13 protein-coding genes are annotated in these 14,523 nt (G+C 63.7%); 8 read left to right on the top strand and 5 right to left on the bottom strand.

The window, feature by feature from the left end; translation table 11 throughout:
- Window positions 1-7: 7 nt before the first annotated feature.
- Together RBH20_RS11175 and RBH20_RS11180 are read right to left on the bottom strand one after the other, a co-directional pair.
- The gene (locus tag RBH20_RS11175; RefSeq protein ID WP_306708537.1) at window positions 8-940 is read right to left on the bottom strand and encodes an ABC transporter ATP-binding protein; all 933 of its coding nucleotides are present in this window, start codon (window positions 938-940) and stop codon (window positions 8-10) included.
- Between the two features lie 125 nt (window positions 941-1,065).
- Window positions 1,066-3,870 (bottom strand): DNA-directed DNA polymerase, encoded by a 2,805-nt coding sequence (locus RBH20_RS11180; protein ID WP_306708539.1) that lies wholly within the window; start codon window positions 3,868-3,870, stop codon window positions 1,066-1,068.
- Window positions 3,871-3,977: 107 nt separating this feature from the next.
- Between RBH20_RS11180 and RBH20_RS11185 the strand changes: the two genes are divergently transcribed.
- The 3 genes from RBH20_RS11185 to RBH20_RS11195 are packed head-to-tail and all read left to right on the top strand — an operon-like array spanning window position 3,978 to window position 5,061.
- Complete coding sequence (locus tag RBH20_RS11185) at window positions 3,978-4,169, top strand: hypothetical protein (RefSeq protein WP_004517169.1); 192 nt, start codon at window positions 3,978-3,980, stop codon at window positions 4,167-4,169.
- Window positions 4,170-4,209: 40 nt separating this feature from the next.
- The gene (locus RBH20_RS11190) at window positions 4,210-4,611 is read left to right on the top strand and encodes a hypothetical protein (RefSeq protein ID WP_306708545.1); all 402 of its coding nucleotides are present in this window, start codon (window positions 4,210-4,212) and stop codon (window positions 4,609-4,611) included.
- Window positions 4,612-4,638: 27 nt separating this feature from the next.
- Window positions 4,639-5,061 carry a hypothetical protein gene (locus RBH20_RS11195; RefSeq protein ID WP_306708547.1) on the top strand — a complete coding sequence of 141 codons (423 nt, stop codon included), beginning with the start codon at window positions 4,639-4,641 and terminating at the stop codon, window positions 5,059-5,061.
- A 25-nt stretch (window positions 5,062-5,086) separates the two neighbouring features.
- Here RBH20_RS11195 and rad50 read toward each other — a convergent pair whose 3' ends face one another.
- The 3 genes from rad50 to RBH20_RS11210 form a co-directional block, all read right to left on the bottom strand.
- Complete coding sequence (rad50, locus tag RBH20_RS11200; RefSeq protein WP_306708549.1) at window positions 5,087-7,762, bottom strand: DNA double-strand break repair ATPase Rad50; 2,676 nt, start codon at window positions 7,760-7,762, stop codon at window positions 5,087-5,089.
- A gap of 13 nt (window positions 7,763-7,775) precedes the next feature.
- Window positions 7,776-9,050, bottom strand: a complete 1,275-nt coding sequence (gene mre11, locus RBH20_RS11205) for a DNA double-strand break repair protein Mre11 (RefSeq protein WP_306708552.1) — start codon at window positions 9,048-9,050, stop codon at window positions 7,776-7,778.
- Window positions 9,051-9,134: 84 nt separating this feature from the next.
- Window positions 9,135-9,503 carry a hypothetical protein gene (locus RBH20_RS11210; RefSeq protein WP_306708554.1) on the bottom strand — a complete coding sequence of 123 codons (369 nt, stop codon included), beginning with the start codon at window positions 9,501-9,503 and terminating at the stop codon, window positions 9,135-9,137.
- A gap of 151 nt (window positions 9,504-9,654) precedes the next feature.
- Between RBH20_RS11210 and RBH20_RS11215 the strand changes: the two genes are divergently transcribed.
- The 5 genes from RBH20_RS11215 to RBH20_RS11235 all read left to right on the top strand — a co-directional run bounded on the left by RBH20_RS11215 (window position 9,655) and on the right by RBH20_RS11235 (window position 14,492).
- Entirely contained in the window at window positions 9,655-9,822 is a 168-nt protein-coding gene (locus tag RBH20_RS11215) for a hypothetical protein (protein WP_306708556.1), read from the top strand.
- Between the two features lie 90 nt (window positions 9,823-9,912).
- Window positions 9,913-10,425, top strand: a complete 513-nt coding sequence (locus tag RBH20_RS11220; RefSeq protein ID WP_306708557.1) for a hypothetical protein — start codon at window positions 9,913-9,915, stop codon at window positions 10,423-10,425.
- Window positions 10,422-10,895: a hypothetical protein gene (locus tag RBH20_RS11225; RefSeq protein ID WP_306708559.1), complete on the top strand. Its 474-nt coding sequence runs from the start codon at window positions 10,422-10,424 to the stop codon at window positions 10,893-10,895. The genes RBH20_RS11220 and RBH20_RS11225 overlap by 4 nt, the downstream gene beginning before the upstream one ends.
- Window positions 10,888-12,750: an ATPase, T2SS/T4P/T4SS family gene (locus RBH20_RS11230; RefSeq protein ID WP_306708561.1), complete on the top strand. Its 1,863-nt coding sequence runs from the start codon at window positions 10,888-10,890 to the stop codon at window positions 12,748-12,750. Before RBH20_RS11225 ends, RBH20_RS11230 begins: the two co-directional genes overlap by 8 nt.
- Complete coding sequence (locus RBH20_RS11235) at window positions 12,747-14,492, top strand: type II secretion system F family protein (protein ID WP_306708563.1); 1,746 nt, start codon at window positions 12,747-12,749, stop codon at window positions 14,490-14,492. Before RBH20_RS11230 ends, RBH20_RS11235 begins: the two co-directional genes overlap by 4 nt.
- Window positions 14,493-14,523: the final 31 nt, after the last annotated feature.

Below are 14,523 nucleotides of genomic sequence, written 5' to 3' on the forward strand. Positions count from 1 at the left end.
AAGGGCGTTACGCGGCCTCGTAGGCTTCCTCTCGGACCCAGTCGTATCCCTCGTCTTCGAGCTTTTCGGCGAGTTCAGCGCCACCGGAGGTGGCGATCTGGCCGTCAAGCATCACGTGGACGTGGTCGGGTTCGACGTAGTCGAGGATACGCTGGTAGTGGGTGATCTGGAGGATGCCCGCGCCCTGCTCGTCACGGAGCGCGTTGATACCGTTGGAGACGTCCTGCAGTCGGTCAATGTCCAGCCCGGAGTCGATCTCGTCGAGCACGGCAACCGAAGGCTCGAGAATCGCGGCCTGGAGGACTTCGTTTTGCTTCTTCTCGCCGCCCGAGAAGCCAGCGTTGAGATACCGGGACGCGAACTTCTCGTCCATGTCCAGCTGCTCCATCTTCTCCTGGAGGATTTCTTGGAACTCGGCGACACCGATTTCGCCTTCTTCGACGTTGCCCTCCATCGGGGAGGTGTCGTAGCCGGCAGCGTCCTCGTTGGTGTCGCCACCCTCTGCGTCGGCTTCTTCTTCCTCGTCGTCGTCCTCGAAGAGCTCCTCGCGCTCTTCGAGCTTGGCGTTGAGCGCGGTGCGGAGGAAGTTCACCATCGTGACACCTTCGATCTCGGCCGGGTACTGGAAGCCGAGGAAGATGCCGAGCGCGGCGCGCTCGTTCGGTTCGAGGTCGAGCAGGTTCCAGGTTCGGAGATCCTCCGGGATCTCTTCGTCACCGAACTCGTCTTCTTCGAGGTGGATCAGTACTTCGCCGTCGGTTACCTCGTAGGCAGGGTGGCCGGCGATGATCTTCGCCGTTGTGGACTTACCCGAGCCGTTGGGACCCATCAGCGCGTGGATCTCACCGGACTCGACTTCGAGGTTGACACCGCGAAGAATCGTTTCACCGTCCTCTTCTGCGACTTCTGCGTGGAGATTGTTGATTTCGAGTTTCGCCATAGGTATCTCTTAGGTCAACCGAAAGAAGGTACGTTTCACCCATGAAGCTTTCGCATTGCCGTGAACTCAAATTCAGTATATAGAAACAATATTTCTTACAGCAGTAAGCGCCCGCCCGCTGTTGGTTACATGAAACTCCCGAGTCCTGTTTGTTCCTGCCCGGATTTGACCTCCTCCCAGGAGATGTCCATCGCCTCCAGAATGCGGGCAATCGGCCCTTTCAGGGTCTTATCGAGCATCTTGTCCCAGTCGATTTCGAACTCTTCGGGGATCTGATCCGCGTACTCGAAACAAATTACGTCAGGGTCCCGCCGGAACTCGCCGTACAGCGGGTCCCGCTGGGGGTCCAGACCTTCCTCTTCCTCGATACGCTGGAAGAAGTCCGAGTGGACCCGGTCGAGATACAGCCGCTTCGGTTTGGACCCGCTCTGGAAGTTCGTCCCTAGTAGGAGGTTGGCGTACTTCGCGCCCCGCACCTGCGCGGTGTCGGTGTCGTAGTTGTCGAGTTTCTTCCCGATGCCGCCGGGAATGCCCACATCGTCGTAGTTGACATTGCCGTCCTGATAGTCCTCGATGACGTCGCTGACGTACTGCTTGATCGACTCGGCGTCCTCGCCGCGGACGATGCGGTCAATGACTTCCTTCTGGACCCGTTTCGTGATCGGCGCGATATCGGACCGCTGGTATTCGAACCCGGTGATATCGATGTCGTCGACGTGTTTGCCTTCTTTCCAGACGATGTTGCCCGCGTAGCGCTTCTTCTTGCCCGCCTGGAAGAACCGCCGGTAGAGCTTTTCGAACTCTATCTGGAACCGGTGCTCACTCGCGTTGAGCCGCTCCATCGCGAATTCGTCGTAGGAGTCGTTGATCGTCTCCTCCAGTTCGAATCCTTTCTGGATGGTCGCGGCGACGAGTTCGAGTTCGTCGTCACCCATCTCCGGGTGTTTCTCGCGCATCTCGTCGGTGACCGTCGCGTCCCCGTTGACGTCCGCCGGGCCGATATCTCCGAGTTGGAGCATGACGGAGTCAGTGTCGCCGTAAACGACCTCGTACCCCTCGTCGGCGACGACTTCGTCGGTGTAGTCGATGACCTCCCGACCGGTGGCGGTGACCGCCGCGCCCATTTCCTTGTCGTATAGGCGGAAGCGGTCCCACCCCAGAACGCCGTACAGGCTGTTCATTATCACCTTCACCGCTGCTTGCTGGCGGTCGAAGCGCTCGTACTCCGGATTGTCTGGGTCGAAACTGTTTCGCTGTTCTTTCTTCTCCTCGCGTTCTGAGAGGAGTTCGTCGACCATCTCCCGGATGACGCCGTCCGGTTCCTTTCGGAAGTGGGTGCCATTAGGTGCGCGGTAGGTGTCGCCGTCGTAGATCTCCGGATCAACTTTCGTCTCCGGACTGGCGTTGGTCGTCACCATGCACATCGGGTACAGCGACTTCAGGTCCAGCACGGTAACGTTCTCGCGGACGCCCGTGATGGGGTCGAACACTGCGCCACCCTCGTAGTCCTCGCTCTCCTGTTGGCCCTTCGAGGGCAGTGCGAACTCGCCGTGGAGCTTGTGGAGGACGTACATGTCGACAGCGTCGCCGGGGGTGGTGGCGTCCTCGAGCTTACACCCGACGAAGGTACGGACCTCGTCCCAGAAGTCGATGATATCCTGTTCGCGGTCGAGTTCGACACAGAGCTCCACGTCCCGGAGGTTGTACTCCAGCAACTGCTCGGGGTCCTGTTCCCAGAGGTCGCCGATGTCGCCGGTGTAACGCTCCTTGCCGACGCCGAGTTCTTGTTCGCCGACGGCGTCAAGCCGGTAAGATTCGAGTTCGGTGAACTGCGTTCGCTTGTAGGCATAGAGGAGATCGAAGACGACACGGCCTTTGATATCGGGGCCGCCCCAGCCTGAGCGCCAGACCTCGTCGACCCGCGAGAGGCGGTCTATCTGGAGGTCGAAGTCGTGGTTGTAGCTCTGGAGTTCCTCCAGTCGGTCGAGAAAGTACGGTGCGTCGAAGTCGTCGAAGTTCCAGCCTGTCAGCACATCCGGGTTGGTGTCAACGATGTAGTCGACGAAGGCTTCCAGCATGGCCTCCTCCTCGTCGAAGACGCGCACGTCGGCCTCGAAGTCCTCCCGGATCGGGTCGTAGCCGGCCAGCGCCTCGGGACCGTTGACGCCGTCGGGGGACTCGTACAGCCAGACGATGTACTCGTCGCGGTAGGAATCATGCGAGGTGAGACAGATGATCGGTTCCTCGCCGTCCTCGGGGAACCCCTGTCTGTCGTCGACCTCAATGTCGAAGGTGTTGACCCGCGGGTCAGCGTGTGCCTCGACCGGCTGGATCTCCTCGTGGTGGACTTTCAGGCTGTCATCGTCGAGTTCGCGGGCGGGGACGCGAACGCCACTCGTGATGTCCTTGTCGATGAGCAGGCGGTTGGGAAAGAGAATGTCCGCCTCGTAGTGGTCGAAGTCGTCACGGATCTGTCCCACGTCGCGTGGTGTCTGGCCGAATATCTTCGTCAGGCGCTCGCCCCGAATCGATTCGTAGGGTTCGCCAGCGTCGGCTTCTTCCCAGCCGGCGATGCTGTCGTACTGCCGGAGTTCGTGCTCGGTGACGCTGTCGGTCGGCGCGTAGAAGTAGGGTTGGAAATTGAAGACACGCGCGTGGACCGGCTCGTTGTCGTCGGTGCGCCCGAAAACGTGGACGACCGGGAACTCGTCGTCGCCCTGCCCCTCGATGGTGTAGTCGACCTGCGTGACGACGAACTCGACGGTCTCCTCAACCGGTGGGAACTGGCGCTCGTCAAGGTCGACGACGCTCGTTCCGCCGGTGTCGCTCCCACCGTTGCCCGCGACGGCCGCCGCTTCGTCGGCGACCGGGCGGTCCTCGTCCGCGCCTTGCTCGAAGTCCCCCAGCGTGCCCTGGGTCCCGTCACTCATTCTTGGCCTTGTTTCGAGATGCCGCATAAAAACACCGGCGGTCGACGGGGTATTGCCACAGGCAGAAAGTATATGCCATCGAGTGACATACCCAAGCTTGACGGCCAATGTCGCACCACGCATCCCCCCACGGCGAGGCGGATAGGTCCGAAGAACTGCGGTCGGAGCCGGCGCTCCCGGACGCCATCCAGACGACCGAGACCTACGAGACCGAGGAGGGGACAGTGTTTTACGATGCCGAGAACCCTCTCGCGTGGCTACAGACTGATACGGCGCTCACCTTACAGGAGATCGCCTGACAGGAAGTACTTTTAGCGTCCACGCGTCGTAGCTAGTGTGATGGATATCCCCGGCGAGGACGACCCGAACGAGAGCGGCGGCGTCCTCTCGGAAAAGAGCGAGTACGAACCCGAGGAGTTCGACCCGGAGAGCCTCGGGCCGGACGTGCCATCGCCGTCGGGCGGCGATTACGACGGCGACGCCACGGGACTGTTCGTCAAACTCGTCATCGTCTTCAACGTCGCGCTGCTGGCGCTCTCGCTCGGCCCGATGCTGGCCTACTTCGAGGGGCAGGTCGACCTCGGAATCCGGATCTTTCTCGTCGGCGTCATCGCCTTCGGCTACGGAACGTTCCGGTACGTCCAGTTCGAGCGGGAGCGCAAATCGGACGACGAGGACGAACCAACCGAGACAACGAATACCCAGCCCGACGGCACGGAGTCAAGCGACCACAACGGCTAACCGGCCCGGTCAGCTACGAACAGCCATATGCGTACTGTGCGGGACGACGACGGCACGCGCTACTTATTGCTGAAGGAGTCCACCGAGTCAAGTCTGGTCCGGAACCCCGAAACCGGCGAACAGCAACACCTCCCGAACGCGACTCTCGAACCCGTGGATGGCGAATCACCGCTGGCTACAGCCGCCGAAGCGGTTCCCGACGCCGCTCGTCGCGTCCTCACAGCGGCCCACGACGACCGGGCACTTGGCCTGCTTGTCGAACTCGATGAGCGTGGGCCACTCTCCGTGGCGGAACTGGTTTCGGCCTACGACCTCTGTGAGAGCGACCTGCACGGCTTGCTGGCCGAGTTCCGTGCCGCTGGCCTACTCGTTGAAGCCACAGTCCACGGCCAGCGAGGCTACGACACGACTGAAACAGCCAGCGATGGGCTGGCACATCTCCTCGACTGAGACCAGTTCAGCGTCGTGGCTGTGGTCAGGCTAGTTCCGCGACCGTTGCTTCGACCCGCTCGACCCGCGAGCGGTTGGTCGTGGCGTCTTTCTCGACGCGGACGAGGTCGTCTGCCGCACCGACGAGTTCCTCGTCATGGCTGACCACGAGAATCTGCTCGACGCCGACCTCATCGCGCATGTACTCGACGAGGTCGAGCAGTTGCGTGACGTGCCCCGAGTCGAGGAACACCGTCGGCTCGTCGAGGATGAGTGGGGGCATCGGCGCGGCTCCCTCGATGCCTTCGGCGAGCAACCGATAGATCGCACACCGAAGGCTGAGGTTGAACAGCGCCCGCTCGCCGCCGGAGAGCTGTTCGGGCTCCAGCGGCTCGCCGTCCTTCTGGTACACCGTCAGCTGGTACTGCCCGTCAAGTTCGATGTGGGAATAGGAGTCGTTCTGATACACCAGATCGAACGTCTGATTCAGCATCCGTTCGAGCGTCTCGACGTTGCGCTGGCGCAGTTCCGCCCGAAGTGTGCCGTACATCTCCTGTAGCTCCTCGGTCTCCTCGTATAGCGTTTCGAGTTCCTCCAGGGTCGCTTCGAGGTCTTTACGCCGGTCCCGCAGGGACTCTAGTTCCTCGATTTCGTTCGTGACGCCACCGATAGCGTTCTGGAGTTCGTCGCGTTTCTCGCGTTTCTCTGCCAGTGCCTCCGCTGCCTGGTCGATGTACTTTTTCGCCCGCTGCTTCTCGCTTCGAGCCTCTTCGATGCGTTCCTCGTCGAACGACTCAGCCAGCTCTTGCTTGCGCTCGCGCTTCTCTGCGAGCTGGTCGCGGCGCTGGTCGTTCAGTTCGGCCTGCTGACTGCGCTTCTCGCGCAAGCGTTCGATGTCATCAGTGCAGTCGCCGATCTTCGCAAGCAGGTTTTCGACCCGCTCTAAGCGCTCAATCGACTGTTTGACCTGCTGGCGCTCTTGATTGCATTCGGCGACGATCGAGCGACAGTCCTCGGCCTGCTCGCGGGCTTCGGTGGCCTTCTCGCGCTTCGTCTCGGCCTCGGACTCGTGGTCCGCCGCTTCCTCGCGGAGCGTCTCGATGCGCTCCTGATCCGCGTCTAGCCCGTCTTCTTTCTCCTCGACCAGTTGCACGATGTTCGAGCGGTTGTTCTCAAGCGTCACCAGTTCGTCCGCGGTCTCGACCAGTGCCGTCGCCGCCTCGTGTTCTGACTGCAGGTCCGACACCTCCTCGCGGGCATCCGCGAGCATTCCCTCCAGCTCAGCGATCTGTTCGCGGTCGTCCTCGATGGAGTCGACGTGTGGCGACTCGGCCACGTCCTGTCCGCACTCGGGGCACTTGCCGGCCTCCAGCAGCGCCTCCGCCTCGGTCAGCGCCTCGCGCTTGCTCTCCAGTTTCGTCTCCAGTTCGGTCACCCGCTGTCTGGCGTCTTCGAGGTCACTGGCGACTGATTCTTTGTACGACTGTGCCTCTTCGCGGTCAGTCGGCGCGTCCTCGAACCTGGCTTCAAGCTCGGCGATCTGGTCGTCGATGTCGCTGATCTGCTCCCGCCGCTGGGCGATGGTCTCTCGCGCTGCTTCGATATCTGTTTCCAGTTCGCCGGCTTCCTCGCGCTTGTCCTCGGCTCGGGATTCGAGGTCAGCAGCGCTCTCGGCCAGCGCGTCGGCAGTGCTGCTGTGTTCTTTCGCGTCGACGCGCTGGTCCTCGATTCGGCTCTGCAGTTCATCGTCGCGGGACTGTAGTTCGTCGAGTCGCGCATCGACAGTTTCGGGGTCCGTCTCCGAACTGTCGAGGTCGGTTTCGGCCACCGTTTCCGAGAGGTTCGCCTGCAATGTCTCCCGACGGTCCTGCAGGTCGCTGATCTGCTCTTTGAGCCCGGTTCGTTCCGTCTCCGTCTCGGTGATGGTCGTCTCCAGTTCCTCGATGTCGTCTTCCAGCGCCGACAGTTCCTCGCGTTTCTCCTCGTACTCTTCGAGGACGGACTCGGCCTGCGTGAGCGTCTCCTCGGCAGTGGCCTTCTGATCCTCGATATGCTCGATTTCGTCCTGCAGCTCCGATTCCTTCGTTTCGAGGCCGTTCAGGCGCTCGTGAAGGTCTTTCTCTTCTTTCTCCTGAATCTGATCGTCGAGTTGTGAGAGTGCTCCCTGTTTGTCGTCACGCACGCGACCGACGCCGACGCGGGCGTCGCTAGCACGCTCGCGGTACTCCTCCAGCTTTCCCAGTTGCAGGAGGTCATCGAGCATGTCCTGGCGGTCGCTGGGGGAGGCGTTAATGAGCTTGTTCACCTCGCCCTGCCGGACGTAGGCGCAGTTGACGAACGCCTCGCTGTCCATCCGCAGGAGTTCAGTGATGCGTCGGCGCACGTCGCGCGCTCCTTCGTAGTTCCCTTCAGGTGTCTCCAGTACACACTTCGCTGTCGTCGGTTGCGCGCCGGTCGCGCGGACCCGGCGCGTGAGGTGATAGTCGCCGCCGGCGTGGGAGAACCACAGTTCGACGGTACAGTCGTCGGCCCCGATGGTAACCACGTCGCCAAGGTTCTCATCCAGCGCCTTCGAGCCGTACAGCGCGAAGAAACAGGCCTCAAGCAGGGACGACTTCCCGCTCCCGTTGAGTCCGTGGATGACGGTCACGCCGTTATCCAGACGCAGATCGGCATCGTCGTAGCACTTGAAATTGGATAGCTTGACACGCTGGAATTTCATTGTCGACCCTCCATTACAGGAACTCCTCGACGCTCGCCTGGCCGTCGTCATCGGCCCCGTCCACCGGTGCCTTGTCGTCGGCCTCGTTCACCGCTGCTCCGTTCTCGGCGTCGTCCTCAGCTGTGTTTGCGTTCGCTTCCGTGTCGGACGCGCCATCACTCGCAGCCGTTTCTGTGTCGGCTGCGAGGGCGTCCGAATCCTCGGACAGCAGTTCACGCACGTACCGTTCGACCTCGTTTTTTACGTTCGCGTCGGCGACCTTCGAGGCGCGGATGGTCTCGTCGATATCGTGGGCGGCCTCGCTCAATCCGAGGTCGCGGATGCGCTCGGTGACGGCGTCGTCGGGGTCGGCGAAGCTGATATCCGTTTCGCGCTCCTCGGCCGTTATTTCACGGTGGTCAGTGACGCGTGCCACGAGCGCCCCCCGGTCGAGCGCGAACGATTCGACGCTGGCCGGGGTCACCGGGTCGCCGTCGCCGCTGATGGAGACGATGACCACGGCGTCTTCCAGATCGTGCTGGCCGACGCGGCTCCGAACACGCTCGACCCCTTCCTCAGGGCCGAGTTCCACGTCGACAAAGACGAACTCGCGGGTGTCGAGGCCGCGGCGGGTGATTCGGACCTCGTCGTCGAAGGTGACGATGTTGTAGCCGCGGTCCTCACGTTCGCTCGCACTCGCGCGCTCGGTCGACCCACAGTAGGTGACCCAGGCGTCTTCGACCTGCTGTTTACCGGGGTCGTGGTTGTCGCCGAGCAGCATCGCGTCGAACTCGACCGACGACTCGGTCAGAATTTCTTCGGCGTCCCAGTCACCGTAGTCGAAGGGCTGGAACAGGCCGTGGGTGACCAGCGCGGCGCTGTCCGCGTCGTGTGGGGCGAAGTTGTAGTCGAGGTCGTCGCGCTGCGAGCGCGGGACGAAATCGAGGCCGTAGAAGGCAGTCTCGCCGATGACGGTCGGCTCGTCGCTCAGCCGCGTCGCCAGGCCGAGCGACTCGTACAGGTCGAGCCACTGGGCGTCGCGTTTGGCCTCGTGGTTGCCCACGACGGCAAGGAGCGGAATATCGGCTTCAGAGAGTTCTTCGAGAACGGTCAGCGTACCCATGATGTCGGTCAGGGCTGGGCGGCGGTCGTGGAACAGGTCACCGGCGTGGACAACGGCGTCAGCGTCGTCCGCGATGGCGTCTCGGACCACCTGCCGGAACGCATCAAGGAAGTCGTCCCGTCGGTCAGGGACGTTGTACTGCTGATACCCGACGTGGGTATCGCCGGTGTGTATCACCCGTGTCATTTGCCCACCGGTAAGCCAGCGCCACCTAAAGAGGTATCGTGACCGGAGTGAAAGTGGTTGACGGCAATACAGTCGACGCGGTTGCTACGACCCATCGCTGGGTCCCGCTGCGGCGTCCCGGTACCGCCGGAACGCTCGCAAAGCCGCCCGCCCCTCGTCTGCCAGCCCGCTCACCTCGTGTTCGGCCTGCGCGACGGCCGCTCCAAGTCGCCCGACGCCGAACGTCTCGACGAAGGCGACTGCGTCGTCTAAGTCGTCAGTTGCCCGAGTCGCTCGTTCGATGACCGTCCGGTAGTCAGCGTCGCCGCCCGTCTCATGGGTCCCCATCCGGCCTGCGCTACTACCGCCCTCCCGGTCGGCTACTCGGGTAGCCCCGTCCCCGTCGTCGCTGTTGTCACCCTCCTCGTCAGCGAGTGCTGCGAGTGCCGCTTTCACCTGGTCGCTATCGGCCATAGAACGGCGTGGTCTCGGTATCCGATATAAACGTTTGCCGACTCCGGGTCAGGTACTGGCGCGTTCAAGACAACTACTCAGTTCGAACTGGTTGAAAAAGCTCACAGTTTAGTGAGGTGATGCTTTTGCTAGAACTAACGGCCCAGCACCGGTGCCACTCGATGAAAAGCCACTATCGGATTTCACCACCATGCCGCTACGCAAATTCCGCTCCGACGAGGAAGCACTCTCGTCAGTCACAGTCGTCGCGTTGCTTATTCTGGTAACCCTGCTCATCTCCCTCGTCCTCGCGCTGTTCATCCTCGGCATGAGCGGGTGAGGCGGGGAAGCACCGTCTGGCAGTGGCCGACGCGTTTCCCGTAGTACGCCGTCCGAGCGTTCAAATACTAGCACGGGACCAGCGCCGGGCATGACAGATATCGAAACACTGGCCGAACGGCTCCGTACGGTCGAACGCGCGGTCACGGATGGAACGACGGAGTTCCCGGAAGTAACGAACCTCGCAGAACTGGAGAACCGCATGGACACCGTCGAGCAGCGTATCGACGACATCGACGAGCGGACGGCCGAGATCGAAGCGGCCACGCAGGCCCTCCGCGGCTACGTGGGGAACATCCGCACGGTTAACGAAGACATCGAACAGCGCGCCGACGCGGCACTGGCGGCAACTGACAGACTAGAGGATCGGCTCGACGAGGAGCTGTCGTCGCCGTCAGCATCTGGCCCACAAGCGGCGGGGACCGACCAGTTACGGGCGGAGACGGCACAGGGCCATCCAGGCTTGTCAGATAGGGGCGACCACACAGAAACGAACGCCACGACCGAGGAACCAACCGATTTCTCCGCCATCACCGACGGCGGTGATCCCGACGACGAGACTCCTGATGCGGGGATCGTCGGGCGCATCCGCGCGCTGCTGTGATATACCGGCTGGTCCTCGCTGTCGCGGTCATGACCGCACTTGTCGGTGCAACAGCGCCGGCACTGTCGACGGCCCGAGCGGATGCAACCAGCGGCACGATGGAGCGTCAACTGAACGAACTGGGGGCCGAATTGACCACTTTAGTCGAGACTGACGACGCGACGGTGAACGGCGACGCGCGGCGCGCAGTGGAGATACGACTCCCCCAGCGGACCTACACGAACGCCGGCGTCAGTCACCTGCAGTTCGCCGAGCGGGCCGGTGTCGGCGTCGCGACTTGGACAGTCGAGTCCCGGAAGCAGACCGAGCGGCTGGTGGGCATCCCGATCCGACCGACAGCGGGGACCGACCGACTCGAAGAACCCGGTACACATCGGCTCGTGTTCGTGCTGGCGCGGTCGGATGATCAGCGGATACTGCGGTTCCATCGGTTTAAGTCCGAAGCCGCGGCGAGGCGTAGCCATGCGTGAGTGGCTCTTTGGATCATCGACAGCGCCTGAGTGTCGCTGTGAAACGGCCATTGAGGGCGGTCGACTGGTGGTGACAGCGGGCGAGTGTCCGGGCGGCGGCGACCTCGCCGCGTCGGCTGACTGCCGGGCGACAGTCATCGATTCGCTCTCCTCGGCCAGTGTCGATACTGTCATCACGGAGCAAGCAGGACAGGAGCGAGTGTACAGCAATCGAGCGGCAGCGGTGCTCACCGCGGCTGGCCGGTTCGCGACCAGAGTCGCCTCGCTTGACGACCGCCTTGGAGACCGTGCCCGCCGCGACCCTGTCGCTGCCGCCGCGGAGGCAGTCGGGAGAGCGGGGCCGGTCGCTGACCTGGCGGCGGAGACCGGGTTGGCGGTCGCCACAGAAGGCTTCGATACCAGTGAGCAGGCGCTCACTGCATACACTGGGCCAACGATTAGCGATGCCCGTGTCGGGGCAGCGCCACCAGCGGATTCGGCGCTCCGGGACCAGCAAACGCTCCCGACAGAGGCCGTCGTTCGGCGATACGACACGCACGGCGACCAACTACCGATGTATCATATCGAGCCCCGCGAACAGCGGTTCGACGCGAACACGATGGAGACGCTTGTCGAAGCGTACGAGCGAGTCGCGACCGCTGCCGTCGACGGCGGCTGTCACCCGTACGACGCAGCTACCGCGGTGGCCGACGATGGCTCGACGGCAACCGCTGTCGGGGCTGTACTGGAGAAGCACACGGGCGGGCTCGGGATTCTTGAAGATATCTTCGCCGATCAGCGGGTGTCAGACGTGTTCGCGACAGCCCCGGTGAGCAACACCCGGCTCCGAGTGCGTTGTGACGGTGAAACCATGCGAACGAATGTTCGCCTGACGCCGTCGGGCGCGAACACCCTGGCGTCGACGTTCAGACGGTCGAGCGGCCGAGCGTTCTCGCGAGCGAATCCGACGCTCGATGCGACAGCGACGGTGGCTGACCGGCAAATTCGCGTCGCCGGTGTGAGCGAACCGGTCAGTGACGGCCTCGCTTTCGCCTTTCGCGCCCACGACAGCGACGTGTGGCGGTTGACTGACTTCGTCGAGAACGGGACGATGCCGGCCGCCGTTGCCGCCCTGCTCTCTGTCGTCGCGGAGCGAGGCGGGGCCTGTCTTGTCGCCGGCCCTCGCGGCGCGGGCAAGACGACGACACTTGGGGCGTTGCTCTGGGAGATCCCCCACGAGGTCCGGACCATCCTGATCGAGGACACACCCGAGCTTCCGGCGTCGTCCCTGCAGTCCGACGGACGGGACGTGCAGGCGCTTCGAACCGCCAGAGGAGATGGGCCGTCAGTCAATGCGACAGAGGCTCTTCGGACCGCGCTCCGACTTGGCGACGGCGCGCTCGCCGTTGGAGAGGTCCGCGGCGAGGAGGCGGGCGTTCTCTACGAGGCGATGCGTGTCGGTGGCGGCGACGGGGCCGTCCTCGGAACGATTCACGGCAACGGCCCCGAAGCCGTTCGGGAACGACTGGTGTCGGACCTCGATGTTCCTGTCCAGTCGTTCGCCGCGACGGACCTCGTGGTGACGATGGCTCCGCCCACGTCGGAACACGGCCGCGGTATCGCATCTGTCGCGGAAATCGTCTCTCACAGTGACGATGTCACCTTTGAGATGCTCTACGAGCGCGACGAGTCGACAGCGACGGCTACCGGTCGCTTAGAGCGGGGTAACAGCCGTCTGGTGGAATCACTCGCCACGCCGGGCGAGTCTTACGCCGAGGTACTCGACGCTATCGAGACACGAACCGAACGATTCGAGGAGTCGGTGGCTGTCGAGACGCGTACGGACGAACCGCCCACAGACGAGGTCCAGCCGTGAGCCACGCCAGCGGTTCAGACGACTCCCCTGATGACGCGAACAAGCCACCAGTCACACTGCTCACAACCGCGCTCGTTGCGGCCTTCCCGGGCATTGTCGAGGTGCCAGATGACTACCGGGGGGCGTGTCGGCTGCTCTCGTTGTCGGTCCCCCCGGAAACGGTGCTGACTGCCAGTTACGGCGTCGCGCTGTGTGGCTCCCTGCTCGCGCTGCTCGTTGTTATGACTGTGCCCGGGCTACTGGCGACGGTCATGGGCCTTGGACTCCTTACCCTGTCCCTGGGCGTCGCAGCGCTGGGACGGTACGGCGTGCCGTTCGCAGCGGAGGCAAAGCGGATTCGGACGCTGGGAACTGCGCCGTCGCTCGTCACGACGTTAGTGCTCGGTGTGACGCTGTGGCCCAGCGCTGAGCGGGCGGCGGCGTTCGCCGGACGGACTGGAAACGGCCTGCTTGCCGAACGGCTGGACTACCACCGGCAGCGAGCCGCAGGCACGCCACGGAGCGGTCTGGGAACGTTCGCGGCGTCATGGAGCGACAGATTCCCGGCGCTCGAACGTGCAGTCGGACTGGTCGAGAACGCGACGGCGGCTCCAGCCGAGGAGCGGCCCGAGGTCCTTGAACGCGCACGGCGATGCATCCTCAATGGGACGCGCGACGAGATGGCGGCCTTCGCGGCCTCACTCCGAGGTCCGGCGACCGAGCTGTACGCGTTCGGTGTTCTCCTGCCGCTGGCGATGGCGTCGCTGCTGCCTGCCGCCGCTGCCGCGGGTGTCCCAGTGACCGCCCCTGTGCTGATCGGAACCTACGGCGTCGTGTTGCCCGCCGCGCTGCTGGTCGCCTGTTGCTGGTTGCTGGGCCGGCGACCGGTCGCGTTCCCGCCGGCGACAATCCCACGAAGCCATCCGGACGTGCCGGCGTCGGCACTCCCGTCAATTGTGGTCGGCATCGTCGCCGGAATCGGGGGGTGGCTCCTTGCCGGCGCGCTCGTCGCCGCGTGGGCGTCTCCTATCGGCGCACTCGGGGCCGGCGTCGGAAGCGCGCTCGTCAGCTACTACCGACCGGTCGCCGAGGTCCGCGACCGTGTCACCGACATCGAAGCGGGGCTCCCGGACGCGCTGTCAGCTGTCGGTCGACGACTGGACCGCGGCCAGTCGGTCGAAGCCGCGCTCGTCGAGGCTGTCGACGAGGTACCCGAACCAACCAGCGCTGTCATCGAAGCCGCCGCCGCCCGACAGGAGCATCTCGGAACCAGCGTCTGGGGGGCGTTTCTGGGTCCCGGCGGCGCGCTCGCTGATGTTCCGAGCCATCGAGCTCGCCGAGTGGCGACGCTGCTGGATACAGCCGCAACAATCGGGCCACCAGCGGGAGCGTCCGTGACGACGATGGGTGAGCATCTGGACGCACTCCGCGACATCGAGCGCGAGACGCGTCGTGATCTCTCGCAGATCACTGAGACGCTGTCGAACACCGCCGCACTGTTCGGGCCACTGATCGGCGGCGCGACCGTTGCGCTGGCTGGGTCGATGGGGGGCGGCGAACAGTTCGCTACCGTTCCGGGTGCGCTGCTGGGGCCGGTCGTCGGCTGGTACGTGCTTGTGCTGGCTGTTTTGCTGACGGCGCTATCGACGGGCCTGCACCGAGGTCTCGACCGCGCGCTCGTTGGCTACCGAACCGGCTTGGCGCTCCTGTCGGCTACAGCCACTTACCTCGTCGCCATCGTCGCCACCGGGCTGCTGGTCTGAGAGTTTAAATTGGAGAACGCGGCCAGGCCGT

The sequence above is a fragment of the Haloarcula sp. H-GB4 genome (assembly GCF_030848575.1).
Classification (GTDB): Archaea; Halobacteriota; Halobacteria; order Halobacteriales; family Haloarculaceae; genus Haloarcula.

Excerpts from the sequence above, each read along its gene's own strand:
- RBH20_RS11175 (WP_306708537.1), bottom strand. The coding sequence starts at position 940 with ATGGCGAAACTCGAAATCAACAATCTCCACGCAGAAGTCGCAGAAGAG.
- RBH20_RS11180 (WP_306708539.1), bottom strand. The coding sequence starts at position 3,870 with ATGAGTGACGGGACCCAGGGCACGCTGGGGGACTTCGAGCAAGGCGCG.
- RBH20_RS11185 (WP_004517169.1), top strand. The coding sequence starts at position 3,978 with ATGTCGCACCACGCATCCCCCCACGGCGAGGCGGATAGGTCCGAAGAA.
- RBH20_RS11190 (WP_306708545.1), top strand. The coding sequence starts at position 4,210 with ATGGATATCCCCGGCGAGGACGACCCGAACGAGAGCGGCGGCGTCCTC.
- RBH20_RS11195 (WP_306708547.1), top strand. The coding sequence starts at position 4,639 with ATGCGTACTGTGCGGGACGACGACGGCACGCGCTACTTATTGCTGAAG.
- rad50 (WP_306708549.1), bottom strand. The coding sequence starts at position 7,762 with ATGAAATTCCAGCGTGTCAAGCTATCCAATTTCAAGTGCTACGACGAT.
- mre11 (WP_306708552.1), bottom strand. The coding sequence starts at position 9,050 with ATGACACGGGTGATACACACCGGCGATACCCACGTCGGGTATCAGCAG.
- RBH20_RS11210 (WP_306708554.1), bottom strand. The coding sequence starts at position 9,503 with ATGGCCGATAGCGACCAGGTGAAAGCGGCACTCGCAGCACTCGCTGAC.
- RBH20_RS11220 (WP_306708557.1), top strand. The coding sequence starts at position 9,913 with ATGACAGATATCGAAACACTGGCCGAACGGCTCCGTACGGTCGAACGC.
- RBH20_RS11230 (WP_306708561.1), top strand. The coding sequence starts at position 10,888 with ATGCGTGAGTGGCTCTTTGGATCATCGACAGCGCCTGAGTGTCGCTGT.